We start from the raw sequence: 18,854 nt of genomic DNA on the forward strand, positions 1-18,854 counted from the left end.
TCACCGGGGTCGTGGCCGTCGACCCGGCCACCGCACCCGCCCACGCCTACGGACCGGCCTCGTGAGTCCCCGGCGACCCCACCCGCCCCACCGGCGAGCTGCTCGCCACCACCAACACCGCCACCATCACCGACCCCGCCGACCCGCGCCTGACCGATCGGCTGGACCTGCTCGAACTCGACGAGAACTTCACCGCCCTGACCGAACTGGCCCTGCCGGTCGGATCGCAACTGATCGACGGGATGGCCTGGTCGGCCGACACCGGTCTCACCTACGAACGCTCCAAGCGATTCCTGCTGGCCTGCACCGACTACAAGAACCTCTGCTGGGTCGCCGACGACCTGCGTGGGCGCTACCGCCAGGAAACGGTCCTGACCTTCGAATACCTGCCCGGCGCGGACACGCGCGCCGACCGTTTCACCGTGACCGTCACCGACGTGGACCGCACCCGCTTCGGCGCGGGCCCTCGCCGCGAATCCCGCGGTGGCCGAACGGCTCGGCGGCGGCTCGTTCACCCCGTCCGGCGATCTGATCCTGGTGCGCGACCGCGCCGACAGCGCGGTGATCCGCGACTTCGTCACCAGCCTGGGCGGCGACTGGGATGACACCCAATTCCGTTACGGCGAACGGGAATTCGTCCGTTCCACCGGCACCGACGCCCTGGCCAGCGCCGTGTGACCCGACCGGCCCGGTTAGTCTCGAATCATGGTGTCGCGCATGAACGGGACGGTGCTGCCACCCAGCCTGGTGGAAATGGCGACGCGGCATCTGCGGGCGGAGGTGCTCAGCGGCGGGTTCGAGCCGGGCGACCGCATCGGCGAGGAAGCGCTGTGCGCGCGGCTGGGCACCAGCCGCGCGCCCGTGCGGGAAGCTCTACGGCTCTTGGCGCAAGAAGGGCTGATCGAACATCTGCCCCGGCGCGGATTCCGGGTGGCGGTGTGGTCGCGGACCGACATCCTGGAGCTGTTCGAGTTGCGGCGGGTGCTCGAGCGCTACGCCATCGACAGCGCGTTCCCGCTGGCCGTCGAGGGCGACCCGCTGCGACGGGTCCGAGCGGCACTCGAGGAGATGCGCGTCGCCGACGCCGCCGGGGACGCGTTCGAGCGCGACAATGCCCACCGCCGATTCCACGCGGCCATCGTGGCGCTGTCCGGTAATCGGCAGCTGGAACTGGCCTACGAGCCGATCCTGGTCAAGCTACAGCTGCCCATGGCCCGCAACCTGCGCGCCGAGGCCCGGCTCACCCAGCGCCACAACGGTATTCGACGGCACGAGGAGCTGCTGGCGGCCCTGGAATCCGGTGACGCCGCGACGGCGCGCGAGGCGCTGTTGCGGCACGGGGAGCGGGCCTACCTGGACCTGGATATCCGCTAACACAGCGGATACATTGCGACACCGCCGATTTCACACATTCTGTCGACAATCGACAAATGGTGAACCCGAGCCCCACGGTCGCGGAAATCCTGGCCTCGCACGAAAGCGGCAGCGGCTCTCCGACCCACACCGCCGCCCGGGTCGCGGACGCGATCGCGGCGCGCGGCGACGACGACGGCACCTGGATCACGCCGGTCCCGCGCGAACAGCTGCTGGCCGCGGCCGCCGAGATCGAGCGACGGCCCGGGGCGCGCACGCTACCGCTGTACGGTGTGCCGTTCGGGGTGAAGGACAGCATCGACGTCGCGGGCCGGCCCACCACACTGGCCTGCCCCGACTACGCCTACACCGCCACCAGCACCGCGCCCGCGGTCGAGCGCCTGCTGGCGGCGGGGGCGCTGTTCGTCGGCAAGACGAACCTCGACCAGTTCGCGACCGGCCTCAACGGCACCCGCACGCCGTATCCGATCCCGCGCTCGGTGTTCGGCGGCGAATTGATCTGCGGCGGTTCCAGTTCCGGGTCCGCGCGCGCGGTGGCACTCGGTGAGGTGCCGTTCTGCGTGGCCACCGACACCGCCGGGTCGGGGCGGGTTCCCGCGGCGCTCAACGGAATCCTGGGCTGGAAGCCCTCGCGGGGGCTGATCAGCGCGCGGGGCCTGGTCCCGGCGTGCAAGTCGCTGGACTGCGTGACACTGATGGCGGGCACCGTCGAAGACCTCGATCGGGTCTTCGAGGTGATCGCGGGCGTGGATCCACTCGATCCGTGGAGCCGGGCGCGCGGGCCGCGCTTCGGCGGCGGACGGCTGCGGGTCGGACTGCCCGATCCCGGCGAGCTGGAGTTCTTCGGGGACGAGGTGTTCCGCACCGCGCACCTCGACGCCCGGAATCGACTGGAAAGCCGCGGCTTCGACTGTGTGCCGACCACCCTGGAACCGTTCCTGGCCGCGGGCGAATTGCTCTATCAGGGCCCGTGGGTGGCCGAGCGGCTGGTGGAGTTCGAGGACTTCCTCGCCGAGCGACCGGATTCGATCCTGCCGGTGATCCGCGAAATCCTCACCGGCGGTTTCCGATTCACCGCGGTAGACGTCTTCCGGGCGCAGCAGCGCCTGCAAGAACTGCGCGCCACGGTGGCCCGGGTCTGGGACTACGTCGACGTGGTGGTCACGCCGACCATCGGCACCACGTTCACCGTCGCGCAGGTGCTGGCCGATCCGATCGCCACGAACACCGTGCTGGGCCACTACACCCACTTCGGCAATCTGCTGGACCTCACCGCGATCTCGGTGCCGATGGGCCTCGCCGCCGACGGCCGCCCGCTGTCGGTGATGGTGTTCGGCCCGGCGTTGGCCGACGACGTGGTGCTCGCCGCGGCGGCCCGCCTGCTCGACGAACCGCGCCCGGTCGTGGCGCACGCGGATCTCCGGCTCGTACAGAAGGAACGGCAATGACGGCATTCTCCCGCGTCCCGGCGCAACCGGGCGACTTCATCTTCGACCCGAACAGGGTCGCGCTGCTGATCATCGACATGCAACGCGACTTCCTGTACCCCGGCGGCTTCGGCGAGAGCCTGGGCAATGATGTGGCCCTGCTGCGCACGGTCATCGAGCCACTAGCCGGGCTGCTGGCCACCGCGCGAGCGGCCGGGATTCCGGTGATCCACACCCGCGAAGGCCATCGACCCGACCTCTCGGACTGCCCGCCCGCGAAACTACTGCGCGGCGATCCCGCCCGGCGCATCGGCGACCCGGGACGGTTCGGCCGCATCCTGATCCGCGGCGAGTACGGGCACGACATCATCGACGAGCTCGCGCCGGTGGACGGCGAAATGGTGATCGACAAGCCCGGCAAAGGCGCGTTCTACGCGACCGAGCTGGCAGACGCACTGGCGGACAGGGGAATCCGCTCGCTGCTGGTCACCGGGGTCACCACCGAGGTCTGCGTGCACACCACGGTGCGCGAGGCCAACGACCGCGGATTCGAGTGCCTGGTGGTCTCCGACTGCGTCGGTTCGTATTTCCCGGAGTTCCAGCGCGTCGGGCTGGCCATGATCGCCGCCCAGGGCGGCATCTTCGGCTGGGTCGCCGACTCGGCTGCGGTCCGCACCGCGCTCACCTCCGCCGTCTCCCCCAGCCCGGCCCAGTGAACAGGAAAGCCCATGTCCGTCGAAACCCCGATCGCCGGTGAAACCGGCAGCGCCGCACCGCTGTCGCTGCCGTGGTGGACCCGCGGCGACACCAATGCCTTCTTCGGCCTGTCGTTCAACATCCTCGTCAATGTCCTGACCCTGACCACGCTGTCCATCGCGGTGGTGAAGATCCCGAGCGCCGACGTGCTGGGCACCGTACTGCCCGCGCTGGGTGTGGCGCTGGTGCTGGGCAATCTGTACTACATGCTGCTGGCGCGGCGGCTCGCGCGGCGTGAGGGCCGCGCGACGGTCACCGCGCTGCCCTACGGGCCGAGCGTCCCGCACATGTTCATCGTGGTGTTCGTGGTGATGCTGCCCATCTATCTGAAGACCAACGACCCGATGCGGGCGTGGTCCGCGGGTCTGGCGTGGGCGTTCATGATCGGTGTGATCGTCATGATCGGCGCGTTCGTCGGACCGTACATTCGCCGGATCACCCCGCGCGCGGCCATGCTCGGCACGCTGGCGGGCATCTCGATCACTTTCATCGCCATGCGGCCCGCCGCGCAGATGTGGGAAGCGGCCTGGATCGGGTTGCCGGTGCTGGCCATCATTCTCATCGGCTTCTTCACCGATGTGCGACTGCCCGGCAATGTTCCGGTCGGCCTGGTGGCGCTGCTGGTCGGCACCGCCGTCGGGTGGATCGGCGGCTATATGTCGGTTCCGGACGTCTCCCAGGCCGCACACGACATCGCCCTCGGGTTGCCGGACCTGCGCCTGCACCTGCTCTTCGACGGGCTCGCGCACCTGGCGCCGCTGCTGGCCACCGCGATTCCGCTGGGCGTCTACAACTTCACCGAGGCCATGAGCAACGTCGAGAGCGCCGCCGCCGCGGGCGACAACTACAACCTGCGCAGCGTGCTGCTGGCCGACGGCTTCGGCGCGATCATCGGCTCCGGTTTCGGCTCGCCCTTCCCGCCCGCCGTCTACATCGGCCATCCCGGCTGGAAGGACGCGGGCGGACGCACCGCCTACTCGCTCGCCAGTGGAGCGATCATCGGATTGATGTGCCTGCTGGGCCTTTTCGGCGTGCTGGCCACCCTGCTCCCCATTCCGGCGATCGTCCCGATCCTGCTCTACATCGGACTGCTGATCGGCGCCCAGGCTTTCCAGGCCGTCCCGCGCCTGCACGCGGTCGCGGTGGTGGCCGCGCTGCTGCCCAATCTGGCCGAGTGGGGCGTCGGCCAGATCGACAACGCGCTCAGCGCTGCCGGGACCTCCGCCGACAAGATCGGCACGGGCGCGCTCGGCCAGGCCGGCGTGGTCTACGACGGCCTGAAGACCCTGGGTGCGGGCGCGGTGCTGGCCGGGCTGGTACTCGGCACCATGGTTACCTTCATCCTCGAAAAGCGCTTCCGCGCAGCCGCTCTCGCCGCCACGGTCGGCGCCGCGCTCAGTTTCGTCGGTCTCATCCACGCCACCGAGGTGGCCTGGGCCGCCGCCCCGAAGGTCGCCCTCGGCTACCTCTTCTTCGGACTCGTCTGCCTCGCGTGCTCGTTCCTGCGCGGCACGCGCCCAGCCTCCGATCCCGCACTCCCCGACTGAGCCGCCCGGGCGGTCACCGTCCCGCACCCGACGGCGGCCGCCCCGCACCGCCCCCATCCGTCTCGTCCAGAAAGATCCGCAAGCCCTCCCCGATCTTGCCCGCGGCATTCTCCAACTGCTCGGGCGAGAGCACCTTCCCGAACGACGCCGCCTTCAGCAGCTGCCGCTGCACCTCTTTGAGGTTCATCGTCGCCCAGTCGCGTCGTGAGAGTTCCGGCATGGTCCGGGACAATACCTCGAGTAGAACGTTTGTTCGAGTGTCGAAGATCGTTGACAGTGGCGCGTCAGGGCGGTGTCAGCTCGGTGTAAGCGCGGGTGGGGATTGTCAGTGGCGTGAACAGCACTCTGATCGCCGATTCCGGACTGCGGACGATGCACGGCAACCCGATGGACTTCGAGGCCATCGATCTGGGCATCGAGCGTGGGCTCGCCGCCGCGAGCCGGTTTCTGCGCGGCGATCATGTGGTCGCGCAGCTGATCCGGTTCGCGGTGGTCGGCGGGGTCAGCAATATCGCGTATGTGCTGATGTTCATGGCGGTCAACGGGAGTGGGGCGCTGGTGGCGAATATCGCGGGGTCGGTGGTCAGTACGGCGATCGCGAACGAGCTGCACCGGCGGTTGACGTTCCGGGCGGCCGGGCGGGTCGGGTGGTTCAGCGCGCAATGGGAGGGCGGCGGGCTGGCCGCAGTCGGGCTGGTGATCAGTACGGCAGCGCTGGCGGGGCTCGATTTCTGGGCCCCTGGGCTCGGGGAGCTCAGCCAGGCGACGGCCGTGCTCGCGGTGATGGCGGCGGTCGGTGGGATGCGGTTTCTCGCCTTGCGCGGGTTCGTGTTCTGAGGCGGGCTGTCACATGTCGATCGGCGGCGGTGTCCAGTGGATGACACGAAAGACGGGAGCCCACCCATGATCGGTACCACCGCCGCCACCGACGCGTTCGTCGCGCACCGGAATCTGCTGTTCACGGTCGCCTACGAGATGCTCGGGTCGGCGGCCGACGCCGAGGATGTGCTGCAGGAGACGTGGCTGCGCTGGATCGGCGTCGACCTCGCGGAGGTGCGGGATCAGCGGGCATACCTGGTGCGGATCACCACCCGGCAGGCGCTGAGCCGGTTGCGGACGCTGGGCCGGCGCAAGGAGTCCTATGTCGGGCAGTGGCTGCCGGAACCACTGCTGACCGCGCCGGATGTGGCCGAGGACGTCGAACTGGCGGAAAGCGTGTCGATGGCCATGCTGCTGGTGCTCGAGACGCTCACCCCGACCGAGCGCGCGGTGTTCGTGCTGCGCGAGGTGTTCGACCTGCCGTACGACGAGATCGCCGCGGCGGTGGACAAGTCCGCGGCCGCGGTCCGGCAGATCGCGCACCGCGCCCGCGCGCACGTGGCGTCACGCCGCCCGCGCGGCCCGGTGTCACCCGCCGAGTCCCGGGAGGTGCTCGACGCGTTCCATCGCGCGGTCGAGACCGGTGACCTGCGAGGTCTGCTGGATCTGCTCGCACCGGATGTCGTCGCGTTCGGTGACGGCGGCGGGCTCCGGTCCGCGCTGCCGCACCCGATCGTGGGCGCGGACAAGGTGGCTCGCGTACTCACCACGGGCTGGCGGCGATTCGGCGACAGCGCGTTCGACACCACGTCGGTCAACGGCCATCCCGCGCTGGTGATGCGACGGGAGGGTGCGGTGGACACCGTACTGGCGTTGCGGATCGACGACGGCCTCATCACCGGGCTGTACGCGGTCCGCAACCCGGAGAAGCACTCGCACATGGACCGGGTGACCGCCCTGAGCCGATGACCCGGTCGGACGTCAGGGGTGTGCGGGTTGCGTGTCGCCCGGGCCGATGATGCCGTACAGCACAAGGCCGACAAGCCGGTCGGTGGCCGCCGCGGCGATGTCGGACCGGTCACTGGTCCACGCGATGGCGGTAGCGAGCTTGACGATGTCGTCGGTGGTGACCTCGGGGTGCGCGCGTCCTGCCCGTTGGGCGCGGACGAGCACGGTGCCGGCCGCATCCAGTGCCGCGGCGCAATGCGGGGCCAAGGGGCTGTCGGGCACTTCGAGGGCTCGCAGGATCTCCTCGGACAGCCCCCGCACCCGGCGAATGTGCGCTACCAGCGCGGCAATCCACTGCGATAGCGCCGCCGCGGGGTCGGGTTCGGCGTCGAGAGCGCTCGCGAGTGCGGTGACCTCGTCGAGGCTGGTGCCGACCACGGCGGCGATGAGGTCTTCTCGCCGCGGGAAATGCCGATAGAGGGTGGCCGGGCCGACACCGGCACGGCGGGCGATCTCATTGAACGACACGTCGACGCCATCGCTGGCGAACATCGCGCGGGCGGTGTCGAGCAGTCGTGCGCGGCTGCGCCGGGCATCGGCTCGAGCCCCGCCCGGTGGCGGTGATTCTGCTTGCTCCACAGGACTCCTCGGGCGAATCGGAATGCCATTCCGTATATTCGGAGTGGCATTCCGAATTGTAGTGGACAGGAGTCGAACATGACGTTGCCGACCAACTTGCCGCGCACCGGCATCTGGGTGAACGGGCTCGATCTGCAGGCGCCGCCGGTCGCGACGGGACTGGCCGCGGAGCTGGAGGAACTGGGGCTGGGCGCGATCTGGCTCAGCGAAGGGCTCGCGCACGACCCGTTCGTCACGGCCGCCGGATTGCTCGCCGCAACAAGCGGACTGGTGGTCGGCACGGGGATCGCGGTGACATACGGCCGCCATCCGCACTGGATGCGAGCCTCGGCCCGAGCCGTCCTGGACGCCTATCCGGATCGGTTCGTGTTCGGGGCCGGCACCTCCAATCCCCGCGTCGTCGAAGGCGTACTCGGGCTCGAATACCGCAGACCGCTGACCGCTCTGCGCGACTACCTCGACGATCTCGACACGCCGGACGCCTTGCTGGCCCAGCTCGGATTGCCGGACGCCGGCCGATTGCCTCGCGTGCTGGCGGCGCTCGGTCCGAGCGCGTTGCGGCTGGCTCGGGACCGGGCCGACGGCGCGATCACCTATCTCGTGACGCCCGAACACACGGCGCGGGCCCGCGCCGCGCTCGGACCGGACCGGACGCTCGTGGTCGAACAGGCCGTCGTGGTCGGGGCCGCCGACGCGGACGCCCGGACCCGCGCACGGGCACACGTGGGCGCCTACCTGTCCAACCCCGGCTACCGCGCGAGCTGGCAGCGACTCGGCTTCACCGACGCCGATCTCAGCGGCAGCGACCGGCTCGTCGACGCGTTGGTCGCGATCGGGGAAGACCAGGTCCGGCAACGGATCACGGCCCACATCGACGCCGGCGCCGATCATGTGTGCCTGCAGGCCCTACCGGCGGAGCCGTTCACCATCCCGGCACAGCAGTGGAAGCTGCTGGCCTCCATCGATGAAGGCCCCCGCCGACGACACGATCACGCCGGAACGGACACGCGGTGGACCCGGTCCGGTCAGCCGCGGCCGATGTAGGGCATGCCGGTCGCCATCACGGTCACGAACGGCACGTTCACGTCCAACGGCAGGTCGATGGTCTGCGCGACGACGCGGGCGACGTGCGCGGCGTCGATGGTCGGTTCCGGGCGGACGCTGCCGTCGGCCTGCAGTGATCCCGCCGCGATGCCCGCGGTGAGTTCGGTTGCGGCATTGCCGATGTCGATCTGCCCGACCGCGATGTCGTGCGCGCGGCCTTCCAGGTTGAGCGCCTTGGTGAGACCCGTGATGCCGTGCTTGCTGGCGGCGTAGGCCACCGTGTTGGGGCGCGGGGTGTGCGCGGAGATGGATCCGTTGTTGATGATCCGCCCGCCTCGCGGCGTCTGGGTCTTCATGAGCCGGAACGCGGCCTGCGCGCACAGGAAAGCGCCGGTGAGGTTGATGTCGACGACCTGCCGCCACTCTCGCGCGGACAGTTCGTCGATCGGCTTGCTGGGCCCGAAGATCCCGGCATTGTTGACCAGTACGTCGAGCCGCCCCCACTGCCGCGTGATGTGCGCGAACACCTCGTCCACGGCGCCGGGATCGGTGACATCGGCGGGGACGACGTCCACGCCGCCCGGGCCGGGTGCGGCCGCGGCGGTCTCGTCGAGGGTGGCACGGGTGCGCCCCACCGCGACGACCTGATGCCCGGCGGCGGTCAGCGCGTGGGTCATGGCGCGCCCCAATCCGGCTCCGGCTCCGGTGACGAGAACGATCTTCGGTGTGCTCACGGAATCCGAGCGTATTCGGTCAGTCCGCGGCCCGATCCGCCGGAAGCACGTTGACGCGCAGGTGCCGGACCAGCGCGACCAGCCGTTCGAGGGTGGCGTGCTCGGGATCGGCGAGCCGCAACTGGAGCAGTTCGCGACCGGAGGCGTGCAGGATGCGCGCGGTGTATTCGGGATCGGGCAGCTTCGGAAACGCCTGCCGCAGTTCCTGTTCCAGGAATCCCCGGACGGCCGCCTGGGCGACGGCCTGGCGCTCGTGCAGTTCCGGTGGCGCACCGGCGGGCGGGAACAGGAACAGCCGCCACGTCTCGGGATGCGCGTCGATGGCCCGGACCGCGCCCTCGAAGGCCCGCACGAACGGGTCCGGGTCGGCGGTCTCGTCCACCTGCGCGAAGCCTTCCGCGAACTGGGTCGCGGCACGGACGCTCTCCCGGTCGATGAGGGCGACGAAAAGCCCTGCCATATCGCCGAATTGCTGATACAGCACGGGGCGGGTGACCCCGGCCGCCTCGGCGATCCGATTGGGGGTGGCCGCGGGGAAGCCTTCCGCCCCGACGATCTCGTGGGTGATGTCGAGGATCTGCTCGCGGCGGTTCTCTGCGCTCATCCGCCGCCGCGTCCGGGGAGCGGTGGTCACCCTTGACAGCATAACTTACAACCTGTCAGTCTCTAACTAACAGGTTGAAAGTTGAGGTGCTCCGATGTCGCCGCACTACCCCGAACTCGCCGAGCGCGTCCGCAGTCAGCGCGCACTGCAGCCCGAGCTCTACGGCTCGATCGACTTCGACGAGGCCCCCTTCCGCTTCACCGTCGATCCCGGCGACAAGTCGTCGCTGCCCGGCTGGGTCGCACCGCGCGAGCCACTGCTGGCCGACGATCGGGTCGTCGAATTGATGCGCACCGCAACGATGCTCGGCGATGTGGTGGCCGACCCGTACGCGGCGCTCGCCCCGGAGTACGGCGTCAAGGGCTTGATCGGAATGCTGCGGCAGGCGTGCCGTGCGGGGGTCGACTCGGTACCCGGCGCACCCGAGGAACTGCGGGCTTTCCTGGCGGCCATGGAGGCGACGCCGGCCTGGCTGGACATGGAGCTGGTCGAGGAGGGCGCGCGACATTCGCGGGTCGGCGCGGCGTTCCTGTCACCGGTCCTGATCCGGGGCGCGTTCCTGGCGACGTTCCTCAATACCTATGCGGCCCTGCCGATGACATTGACCGGGGCGCTGTCGGGGCGGCGGGCGGCGCGGCGGGTCAACGAGACCGCCTCGTTCTTCGCGGTGACCACGCTGCCCGGTGCGCTGGAACGGCACGGCGAGGGCTTTGAGGCCGCGGCCATGGTGCGCCTGATGCATTCGATGGTGCGCTACAACGCGTTGGCGCGCGGGGACCGGTGGGACGCCGATGTGTACGGGGTGCCGCTGCCGCAGGTCGATCAAATGCCCGCCGGGCTGATCAATATGTATCTGCTCGCGACGATGGCGATCCGCCGCGGCCGCACCGAGTTCAGCGCCCGCGAACGCGCGATCCTCGAATTCAGCCGCTACCGCTGCTTCCTGCTGGGCCTGCCGGAGGAATTGCTGCCGACCACCGCGGCGGGCATCCTCGAGGTCTTCCACGGCCGGGCCGCCGTGCTGCGCGACGACTTCGACGACGCCACCTGCGGCGCGCTGGTCCGCTCCACCATTCCGCGTACCTGCGCCCGGGCCGCTCGCGCTACGACCGCGTCGCCGACGCGATCGAGAAGAGCTGGAGCCGGGTGTTCTTCCTCGGCTTCTGCGGCGGCAACCGCAAGGCCGCGGCCGCCATGAGCGTGACGCTGACTCTCCCCGACGCGATCCGGGTGGGCCTGACCGCGCCGTTCATCATCGTGCGGTTCATTCTCATGACCATGGCGAGCCAGTCTCCCACCCTGCTCCGGGCGGCCGACGCCTACACGGTCCGCAGGGTGCGCAAGCAGCTGGTGGTCTACGGCAACCCCGAGTACACGACCGACTCCCGCGCGTATCCGGGAGCCGATGCGCGGGAATGACGCGCGGTCAGGCGGTTCCGGCCGCGGTCACCCGGGCCGCCAGGCCGTCGAGCACCACGGCCCGCTCGGGTGGCACACCGATGTGCATGTGCACCAGATCGGTTCCCGCGGCGGCGAATTCGAAGGTGAAGAAGGAACAGCAGCTGGTTTCCCGCGCGGCGAGTTCGCGGGCCCGGGGCTCGGCGCTGCCGTCGAGGTCCAGCCGCAGCCGGGTCGCCGAGATCCGGTCCCAGCCGAGCACCGCGTCGCGGAACAGGGCGTCGAATTCGGCGACGCGCAAGGGTTGCTCGGCGGTGGGTAGCGCGCAGGCTTCCACCGGGACCCACGACGGCGCGGAGGGGTTGCCGATCGATCGAATCTCGGGTTTGCCGGCCATGACTCGCACCTCCTGCCGCCCCGGGCCGTCGGTCCGGGATCTCCCTACGATGCTAGGCCGTTCCGGCGGGCGCGCCAGGGGCCGTTGTCATATCGGCGCAGGTTGTCACATCCGCTCGCGCAGTAGGAGATAGGCGTCGAGTTGGGCCGCGCCGGACAGCAGGGCGCGGCCGCGGGCGTTCAGGCGCTGCTGCCAGGCGGTGAGGAAGGCGGTGAGCGCCTCGGTTCCGCCTGCCTCGTGCAGGGATTCGAGGAAGTGCGCGACGCGTGCCAGCGGGTATCCGCCGCGGCGGAGCTGCCGGGCGATCTCCGCGTCGCGCACGGCGTCGGGCCGGTAGTGGCGGTAGCCGGTGGCGGGGTCGCGTTCCGGACGCAGGATGCCTTCGGTCTCCCAGGTGCGCAGGGTGGCGGCGTGCACGCCGAGGCGGTGCGCGAGTTCGCCAACGGTCAGGGGGCGGCCGGGAATCGGGTCGGGTGGCGCGGCGGAGAGGCTGTCGAGCGCGGTCGCGACGTCGGCGTGGGTGGTGCGTTCGGTGTGCAGCGCGGTGTGTGTGGCGTCGATGAGCCGGTAGGCGGCTTCGGTGTCGCCGCGATGGCAGGCGCGCAGGATCTCCGCGGCGCGTTCGTGGCCGTGGCCGACGCGCAGGGCGAGGAAGGCGCGCAGGGCTTGCGCGTGCGCGGGGGTGTAGCGGCGGTAGCCGTTGTCGGTGCGCTCGGTGGGCGGGAGGATGCCCGCGTCGTCGTAGTTGCGGATCGCCTGTGCCGACAGGCCGTGCTCGCGGGCCAGATCGATCGGGCGCACCGCCACCTCCTTTGAGGGTTGTCCTGCTCCGAACAGGCACAACTTCACACAAGTTTCACTCGAACCTTCAACGATACTGTCGAAGGCAGTCCTGCTGGAAGGAGTGCCATGTCCGCAACCACCCCCACCTCCCCGAGCGCGATCGGCCGCCGAGCCGATGACCGCGCGGCCCTGGGCCTCGCTCTGGACGAGCTACTGTCCGCCCGCACCACACCACCGGCCGTGTTCGCGCTCGGCGAGCCGACCCATGGGATCGCGGCATTCCCGCTGCTGCGCAACGACATTCTGAGCCGGCTGGCCGACCGGGGGTTCCGGTCGATCGCGCTGGAGATCGATTTCCTGGCGGCGGGGATCGTCGATGACTACGTCAATGGGTCGGAGGGGGCGATCGATGCCGTGCTGTCCACGGGGTTCAGCCACGGATTCGGATCGATACCCGGTAATCGCGAACTCGTCGAGTGGCTGCGCGAATACAACGCGGGCCGAGCGCCCGCGGAGCGGGTGCGGTTCTACGGATTCGACGCGCCGGTGGAGTACGCGGGTGCGCCGAGCCCCCGGTCCGCGTTGTGCGCGCTGGCCGACCGGCTGCCGAAGGCGCTGCTGCCCGCATCGGTCGCCGAACTCGACGGGCTGCTCGGCGCGGACGCCGAGTGGACGAACCAGGCGGCCATGTTCGATCCGGCGGCCTCGATCGGCGACTCCGACCGCGCCCGCGCGCTGCGCCTGATCGCCGACGACCTCGCCGATGCCCTGCACCGCGCGGGCCCCTCGCTGCGCGCGGCCGATCCGACCGGTTACGCCGAGGCCGTCATCCACGCGCGGACCGCGCTGGGGCTGCTGCGCTACCACGCTGCCATGGCCACCCCGGGCTCCGACCGTATCGGCAGCCTGTCCGGTGTGCGATCGGAGATGATGGCGGACAACATCCTGGCGATCGTCGAGCGAGAACAGCGGCGCGGGCCGACGCTCGTCTTCGCGCACAATTCACACCTGCATCCCCGGGTGCCGGACCAGCCCGCATGGAGCAACGCGGGCGCGCTGGCCGCCTTCACCCTCGGCGAGCGCTACCTGTTCGTGGCGACCGACGCGACCCCCGCCCCGGTTCCGGGCACCCTGCAGGGTGTGCTCGCCGAGGCGACCCCCGGCCGCGCCCTGTTCCCGGCGCGTACGCTCGCTGCCGCCCTGTCCCCCGCGATCGTGTCCGCCGAACCGATTGTGCGCGGCCATTTCCCGCTCACGCTCGCCGATCTCGACGGCGCCGACGCGGTCGTCTTCATCACCGACACCGACGGCGCACAGCATCAATACTGGTTGACGTCTTCTCCTGCCTGAAGGCCGGAGATTCCTGCCAGCGCCCAGGCGGGCGCTCCGGGTGGGTTCCTGTTTCGCTGGGACTTGCTTTCCGTCAGACGGAAAGACTGACGGTCCCTCCGCAGGCGTTCAGCCTCTCGGCCCGTCCGGCGGCGAGGATGTGGTGGGCGGCGTGCAGATCGCGGTCGTGGGTGGTTCCGCCGCCCGCGGCAACGGCACGCCGGCCAGCGCCCGACGCAGCCGATCGATCTCGATGCGGCCCCGATCCAGCGCCGCATTCACACTGCCATGACCTCGGCGATGCTGGCCGAAGGGCTTCATCCAAGATCATCTGGGGCACACGACACAGCCCGCAGAGCTTGAAACTCGAGCTAGCGGAGGTACGGCGCCGGCTGGACCCAGTGGAACCCACGCGAGATCAACCGGAAGCGGTCGAGATCGACCCGGGTCAGGCGCAGATGAACCGGACGGCCGGCCAGCTGACCGTCCAGCATCAGCTGATCAGGCTGGGGCTGTTCGTAATTCAGGACGGCGAGCTTCCACTGGTGCGCCAGATCCTTCGTAATGGTCACGGTGTGCAGATCGGTATCGATCTCCACCGGGAACGACACCAGCGAGTCGTCCATGCGCTGAGCGGTCACGCCCTGCGGGATGTCGAAGATGAGACGGCGGAATCGGTCCGCCGGACCGATGAGACGGCCATCCGATGGCGCGGACCGGAAGTCGACCAGCGCCGGGACCTCCTGGCCCGCGACCGTGTACTCGGTGACATTCCAAATCCCGTAGAGCGGCGAGTGCGGTCGGCCATTTCCGTACGTCTGCCAGGCGTCGTGCCCCTCACCGAGAGTCGTGAAGAGTATCCACATCCCCAGAATCACCTGTGCCGCCACCAGGATTCGCCGCCCGCGCGGCGAGGAGACCAGCGGCTCGGGCCGGCGCACCGGCACCGCGCGCCCGACCAGCGCCCGGACGGTGCGTGCGATATCCGGGGCAGCCAGCACCATCGCATACACCAGCAGCTCGCCGGAGAGTATTTTCACCGGCACATCGAAGGTGAGGTTCAGCAGGAACACCTGGAGGGTCACCACGACAGACAGAAGCGCACCCAGTCCCGCGGTGAACGGCAGGATCAGCAGCAAACCTGCGGTGACTTCTGCTGCGCCCAAGGCGATTTCATACGGCTCAGAGCTGGCCGTCTGCGACCACAACACCGCCATCGGGCTCAGATCGCCGAACGGCTCCACCAGCCGGTCCAGCGCGAACGCCATCTGCGAGGGCAATAGTTTCGTGACGCCGTACAGCAGCAGGGCGCTCATCAGGGCCAGACGTACCACCATCCGGAACCACGCGTACAGCCGCAGATAGTCCGGCCGCCGCCGGTCCAGCACCGACCACACCGCCGTGATCGGCACCGCGACGAACAGTAGGGTGAAAATCGACACCCAATTCGCCGCGGTATCTCCGCTTCCCGTGTACGACCAGTCGACATGGACGCCGAAGATATGCTCTCCCAGCCAATCCGTGAGCGGATGCAGTGCCGTCCATTTCGCCACACCCACCACGGTCTGCTGCGAGACTCCCACCGACCGCAGCAGCATGTGCAGCACCCACACCCCGGCCATTCCAACACCCAGCGTCACGAACGAATACCGGAACACCATCCGCCGCAACGGACTCCATCGCGGCTCACCCGTCACCGCGACGTCCGCCTCGACGGCCAACTGCACAACCACACCGATTCCTCCGAGAGCTACCGCACCTGATTACCCTGCGACGCTGAACGTTAGGTCAGCGAACGGTCGGTTCGTACCCGGCAAATCCCTTGCCCCTACACCCCTTGCCCCCCGGGATCGGGGCCAGGGGCGGCTCCCGGCTGACGGCCCCGGCTGGGGCGCATCCTGCGTCGGAGGCTTATCGTGCGCTGGCTCTTCGCCCGGTCGTCTCGCTTCGAGTCTGATCCAGCGCAGGCGGGCGGGCCCTGACGGACCTGCTCGCCCTGCTCTGCCTCGGATACGGACGGGCTTCTTCTACGCCGAGCGGCTCCACACAGTGCGGGCCGCGATGAAGTCGACGACGTCCTGAAGACACCCAGCAACACACGGGCATCGAAACCCGCCGGGCCACGACCACGCCGCAGAGCTTGAAACTCCAGCTAGCGGACATTCCGGTAGCGCCGCCCTCCCCGCGGACACCCGGCCACGGTCGGGTGTCACGGAATTGTCTGTGCCCGCTGCCAGACTCACCGGTATGCGGTGGGCGGTGGCGGAGACGGGTGACGGCGGGGCACGGGTGTGCCCGCTGGACGAGCGTGGCCGTCCGGCGGGCCCGGTGGTCGAGGAGTCCTCGCTCGCGGAGGCGGTTCGGGTGCGGCCGGAGGTCGAGCGGTGGGTGTGGCGGTCGACGGCGGCGATCTACAAGCGGCTGCTCGACGCCGGGGTGCGAGTGGACCGCTGCTATGACGTGGAGGCTGCCGAAGCGCTGCTGATCGGGCACGAACAGGGCCAGTCCGGGCAGGCCCGTTCGCTGGCCGCCGCGTGGGCGCGGGTGCACGGCCTACCGGTCCCCCAGGACGCGCCCGCCCGGGCCGCCGATACCGAACCGACCCTGTTCGAATCCGGGCCGGTGCCATTGCCGTCCGGGACCGACGAGTTCACCGCGTTGCTCGAGGTGTACGCGGGACAGGTGGCGCGCACGGCCGCGGCCGAGTACCCGGCCCGCATGCGGATGCTGCTCGCCGCCGAGTCCGCGGGGCTGCTGGTGGCGACGGAGATGTCGCGCGCCGGGATTCCGTGGCGCGCCGATGTCCACCGCGAGCTGCTCGATTCCCTGCTGGGCGAGCGCGTGCCGAGCGGGTCGGAGCCGCGACGGCTGGCCGAACTGGCCGACGAGGTGTCGCGGGCGTTCGGGACGGGGGTGCGGGTCCGGCCCGATCTCCCCCAGGACATCATCCGCGCGTTCGCCCGCGCGGGAATCCTGTTGTCCTCCACCCGCAAATGGGAGCTCCAGGACATCGATCATCCGGCCGTGGAACCGCTGCTGGAGTACAAGAAGCTCTACCGCCTGCACACCGCCCACGGCTGGTCCTGGATCGACCAGTGGGTGCGCGACGGCCGATTCCGGCCCGAGTACCTGCCGGGCGGCACGGTGACCGGCCGCTGGACCACCAATGGCGGTGGCGCGCTGCAGATTCCGAAGATCGTGCGCCGCGCCATCCGCGCGGACCCCGGGTGGCGGCTGGTGGTCGCCGACGCCGACCAGATGGAACCGCGGGTGCTGGCCGCCATCTCCCGCGACCGCGGGTTGATGGAGGTGGCGGGCCGCGGCGAGGACCTCTACGCCGATCTGGCCGCCCGGGCCTTCGGCGGCGACCGCGCCCAAGCCAAGATCGCCATGCTGGGCGCGATCTACGGCCAGACCTCCGGCGACGCGCTCACCCACATGGCCGAACTGCGGCGACGCTATCCGGCCGCGGTCGCCTTCGTCGACGACGCGGCCACCGCCGGTGAACAGGGCCGCCTGGTCCGCACCTGGTTCGGCCGAACCTGCCCGCCCGCAACCGCTTTCGACCAACCCGACGACGAGGCAGGCGGTTCCCCGGGTTTCGGCAGCACCCCGCGTGCCCGGGCCCGAGGCCGCTTCACCCGCAATTTCGTCGTCCAGGGCAGTGCCGCCGACTGGACGCTGCTGCTGCTCGCGGGCCTGCGCCACGCCCTGCACACCGCCGGACTGCGCGCGGAACTGGTGTTCTTCCAGCACGACGAGGTCATCGTGCACTGCCCCGAGGAGGAGGCCGCGACCGTCGCCGACGCGATCGCCCGAGCCGCCGACACCGCCGGTCGACTCGCGTTCGGCCCGACCCCGGTGCGCTTCCCGTTCACCACCGCCATAGTCGAGTGCTACGCGGACGCGAAGTAGGCCCGAATCAGCAGCGTCCCGCACCTGTGCGGGCGAGCCACGTGTGGTGGCGGAGACTGTGCCGTCGTCGTGCACTCGCCAATGCCTCCGGCGTGGGTCGCCCTTGCCGCGTCAGGTATTCACCGCGCGTTGCGGCTACCCGCCTCCGGCATGGCCGCTGTGACAGGCCCCGCGTACACCGTCGGCCACGGCGACCGCTCGGGTTGGCTCAGCGCGGTTGCCCAGTGGTCACTCCCCGCCCGCGCTCTCGAGCAGTCGCGCCTGGTAGTGCCGCATGCCCGCCAGCCAGCGGTCGTAGTCGGCGCCCTTGCGGCGGTACATGTCGAGGACTTCCGGGTGCGGCAGGATCAGGAAGCGCTCGTCGTCGACGGCGGCCAACACCAGTTCGCCGACCTCGTCGGGGGTCAGGACCGCGCCCGCCGAGGTGACCGCCCGGGTGGCGGCCATGCCGAGAGTGTCGCCGGAGTGTTCGCCCGCGCGCAGCAGCGCGGTCTCCACGCCCATCGGGCACAAGCAGCTGACCCGGATCCCGGCGTCGCCGTAGGTGACCGAGAGCCATTCGGCGAATCCGACGGCGGCGTGTTTGGTGACCGAGTATGCGGCCGAACCGATCTGGGTGAGCAGCCCCGCCGCCGAGGCGGTGCTGACGAAGTATCCCTCGCCGCGTTCGACCCAGCCGGGCACCAGCAGCCGCGCCGCCCGGATGTGCGCGTTGAGGTTCACGTCGAGGGTGACACCCCAGTCCTTGTCGTCGCCGAGCCCGACCCCGCCCATGACGCCCGCATTGGCGAAATACAGGTCCACCGGCCCGAATTCGGTCTCGCACCGGGCGATGAGCTCGGCGATGCGATCGGTGTCGGCCACATCGGCGCCGACCGCCACGGCCGCGCCCGGGAATTCCAGTTCCAGCGCGGCGACCACGGCCGCGGCCGCGTCGGCGTTCAGATCCGCGACCACCACCCGCGCCCCGGCCCGCACCAGCCGGTCGGCGATCGCCCCACCGATGCCGCCGCCGCCTCCGGTGACAATGGCGTTCTTGCCCGCGACCTGCACGGATGCTCCCTCCGGCCGATTCCGGCCGCCGATCCGGGCCGTCGGAGGCTGGATCGAACGCGCCGGCTCATGGAAATATGAACCCTG

Annotated in this window: 20 protein-coding genes; 12 read left to right on the forward strand and 8 right to left on the reverse strand. The window is 70.1% G+C overall.

The genetic code is table 11. The features are described 5' to 3' along the window. Positions 1-483 precede the first annotated feature (483 nt). Genes ABZ412_RS27150 through ABZ412_RS27170 form a run of 5 tightly spaced genes read left to right on the forward strand, consistent with a single transcriptional unit; the run spans position 484 to position 5,104 of the window. Positions 484-678 (forward strand): hypothetical protein, encoded by a 195-nt coding sequence (locus ABZ412_RS27150; protein ID WP_357285319.1) that lies wholly within the window; start codon positions 484-486, stop codon positions 676-678. Positions 679-705: 27 nt separating this feature from the next. Then, on the forward strand, positions 706-1,374 hold the full coding sequence (locus ABZ412_RS27155; RefSeq protein ID WP_357285322.1) for a GntR family transcriptional regulator: 669 nt from the start codon (positions 706-708) through the stop codon (positions 1,372-1,374). Positions 1,375-1,430: 56 nt separating this feature from the next. Next, complete coding sequence (locus ABZ412_RS27160; protein WP_357285325.1) at positions 1,431-2,822, forward strand: allophanate hydrolase; 1,392 nt, start codon at positions 1,431-1,433, stop codon at positions 2,820-2,822. After that, positions 2,819-3,517 (forward strand): isochorismatase family cysteine hydrolase, encoded by a 699-nt coding sequence (locus ABZ412_RS27165; protein WP_357285328.1) that lies wholly within the window; start codon positions 2,819-2,821, stop codon positions 3,515-3,517. The genes ABZ412_RS27160 and ABZ412_RS27165 overlap by 4 nt, the downstream gene beginning before the upstream one ends. Positions 3,518-3,529: 12 nt before the next feature. Next, a complete protein-coding gene (locus tag ABZ412_RS27170) occupies positions 3,530-5,104 on the forward strand; it encodes a regulator (protein WP_357285331.1) in 1,575 nt (524 codons plus the stop codon). A gap of 13 nt (positions 5,105-5,117) precedes the next feature. Here the strand turns inward: ABZ412_RS27170 and ABZ412_RS27175 are convergent, their stop codons facing one another. Further along, complete coding sequence (locus ABZ412_RS27175; RefSeq protein WP_357285333.1) at positions 5,118-5,324, reverse strand: DUF6374 family protein; 207 nt, start codon at positions 5,322-5,324, stop codon at positions 5,118-5,120. A gap of 167 nt (positions 5,325-5,491) precedes the next feature. Here ABZ412_RS27175 and ABZ412_RS27180 point away from each other — a divergent pair, with 167 nt between their 5' ends. Together ABZ412_RS27180 and ABZ412_RS27185 are read left to right on the forward strand one after the other, a co-directional pair. Beyond that, positions 5,492-5,941 carry a GtrA family protein gene (locus ABZ412_RS27180; protein WP_357285675.1) on the forward strand — a complete coding sequence of 150 codons (450 nt, stop codon included), beginning with the start codon at positions 5,492-5,494 and terminating at the stop codon, positions 5,939-5,941. A gap of 66 nt (positions 5,942-6,007) precedes the next feature. After that, positions 6,008-6,892, forward strand: coding sequence for an RNA polymerase sigma-70 factor (locus tag ABZ412_RS27185; protein WP_357285336.1), 885 nt, complete (start codon positions 6,008-6,010; stop codon positions 6,890-6,892). Between the two features lie 12 nt (positions 6,893-6,904). Here the strand turns inward: ABZ412_RS27185 and ABZ412_RS27190 are convergent, their stop codons facing one another. Next, the gene (locus tag ABZ412_RS27190; RefSeq protein WP_357285339.1) at positions 6,905-7,510 is read right to left on the reverse strand and encodes a helix-turn-helix domain-containing protein; all 606 of its coding nucleotides are present in this window, start codon (positions 7,508-7,510) and stop codon (positions 6,905-6,907) included. Between the two features lie 78 nt (positions 7,511-7,588). Here ABZ412_RS27190 and ABZ412_RS27195 point away from each other — a divergent pair, with 78 nt between their 5' ends. Further along, complete coding sequence (locus tag ABZ412_RS27195; protein ID WP_357285342.1) at positions 7,589-8,554, forward strand: TIGR03620 family F420-dependent LLM class oxidoreductase; 966 nt, start codon at positions 7,589-7,591, stop codon at positions 8,552-8,554. Here ABZ412_RS27195 and ABZ412_RS27200 read toward each other — a convergent pair. Both ABZ412_RS27200 and ABZ412_RS27205 read right to left on the reverse strand, forming a co-directional pair. Continuing rightward, entirely contained in the window at positions 8,536-9,288 is a 753-nt protein-coding gene (locus tag ABZ412_RS27200) for an SDR family oxidoreductase (protein ID WP_357285344.1), read from the reverse strand. The two genes, ABZ412_RS27195 and ABZ412_RS27200, sit on opposite strands and share 19 nt — an antisense overlap. Before the next feature lie 19 nt (positions 9,289-9,307). Next, positions 9,308-9,922: a TetR/AcrR family transcriptional regulator gene (locus tag ABZ412_RS27205; RefSeq protein WP_357285347.1), complete on the reverse strand. Its 615-nt coding sequence runs from the start codon at positions 9,920-9,922 to the stop codon at positions 9,308-9,310. A 64-nt stretch (positions 9,923-9,986) separates the two neighbouring features. On the opposite strand from ABZ412_RS27205, the gene ABZ412_RS27210 reads away from it, so the two are divergent. Together ABZ412_RS27210 and ABZ412_RS27215 are read left to right on the forward strand one after the other, a co-directional pair. Then, the gene (locus ABZ412_RS27210; protein WP_357285350.1) at positions 9,987-11,090 is read left to right on the forward strand and encodes an oxygenase MpaB family protein; all 1,104 of its coding nucleotides are present in this window, start codon (positions 9,987-9,989) and stop codon (positions 11,088-11,090) included. Beyond that, on the forward strand, positions 11,087-11,311 hold the full coding sequence (locus ABZ412_RS27215; RefSeq protein WP_357285353.1) for a hypothetical protein: 225 nt from the start codon (positions 11,087-11,089) through the stop codon (positions 11,309-11,311). Before ABZ412_RS27210 ends, ABZ412_RS27215 begins: the two co-directional genes overlap by 4 nt. 7 nt (positions 11,312-11,318) lie before the next feature. On the opposite strand, the gene ABZ412_RS27220 is transcribed toward ABZ412_RS27215, so the two are convergent. Both ABZ412_RS27220 and ABZ412_RS27225 read right to left on the reverse strand, forming a co-directional pair. After that, entirely contained in the window at positions 11,319-11,687 is a 369-nt protein-coding gene (locus ABZ412_RS27220) for a hypothetical protein (protein ID WP_357285356.1), read from the reverse strand. Positions 11,688-11,792: 105 nt separating this feature from the next. Beyond that, entirely contained in the window at positions 11,793-12,488 is a 696-nt protein-coding gene (locus ABZ412_RS27225; protein WP_357285359.1) for a MerR family transcriptional regulator, read from the reverse strand. A 108-nt stretch (positions 12,489-12,596) separates the two neighbouring features. Between ABZ412_RS27225 and ABZ412_RS27230 the strand changes: the two genes are divergently transcribed. Further along, positions 12,597-13,820: an erythromycin esterase family protein gene (locus ABZ412_RS27230; RefSeq protein WP_357285362.1), complete on the forward strand. Its 1,224-nt coding sequence runs from the start codon at positions 12,597-12,599 to the stop codon at positions 13,818-13,820. A 350-nt stretch (positions 13,821-14,170) separates the two neighbouring features. Here the strand turns inward: ABZ412_RS27230 and ABZ412_RS27235 are convergent, their stop codons facing one another. Next, the gene (locus ABZ412_RS27235; protein ID WP_357285363.1) at positions 14,171-15,361 is read right to left on the reverse strand and encodes a DoxX family protein; all 1,191 of its coding nucleotides are present in this window, start codon (positions 15,359-15,361) and stop codon (positions 14,171-14,173) included. A gap of 661 nt (positions 15,362-16,022) precedes the next feature. On the opposite strand from ABZ412_RS27235, the gene ABZ412_RS27240 reads away from it, so the two are divergent. Then, entirely contained in the window at positions 16,023-17,714 is a 1,692-nt protein-coding gene (locus tag ABZ412_RS27240) for a bifunctional 3'-5' exonuclease/DNA polymerase (protein ID WP_357285366.1), read from the forward strand. 228 nt (positions 17,715-17,942) lie between these two features. On the opposite strand, the gene ABZ412_RS27245 is transcribed toward ABZ412_RS27240, so the two are convergent. After that, positions 17,943-18,767 carry an SDR family oxidoreductase gene (locus ABZ412_RS27245; protein ID WP_357285369.1) on the reverse strand — a complete coding sequence of 275 codons (825 nt, stop codon included), beginning with the start codon at positions 18,765-18,767 and terminating at the stop codon, positions 17,943-17,945. Between the last annotated feature and the right edge of the window lie 87 nt (positions 18,768-18,854).

This window comes from Nocardia sp. NPDC005746, from assembly GCF_040630785.1.
Taxonomy (GTDB): Bacteria; Actinomycetota; Actinomycetes; order Mycobacteriales; family Mycobacteriaceae; genus Nocardia.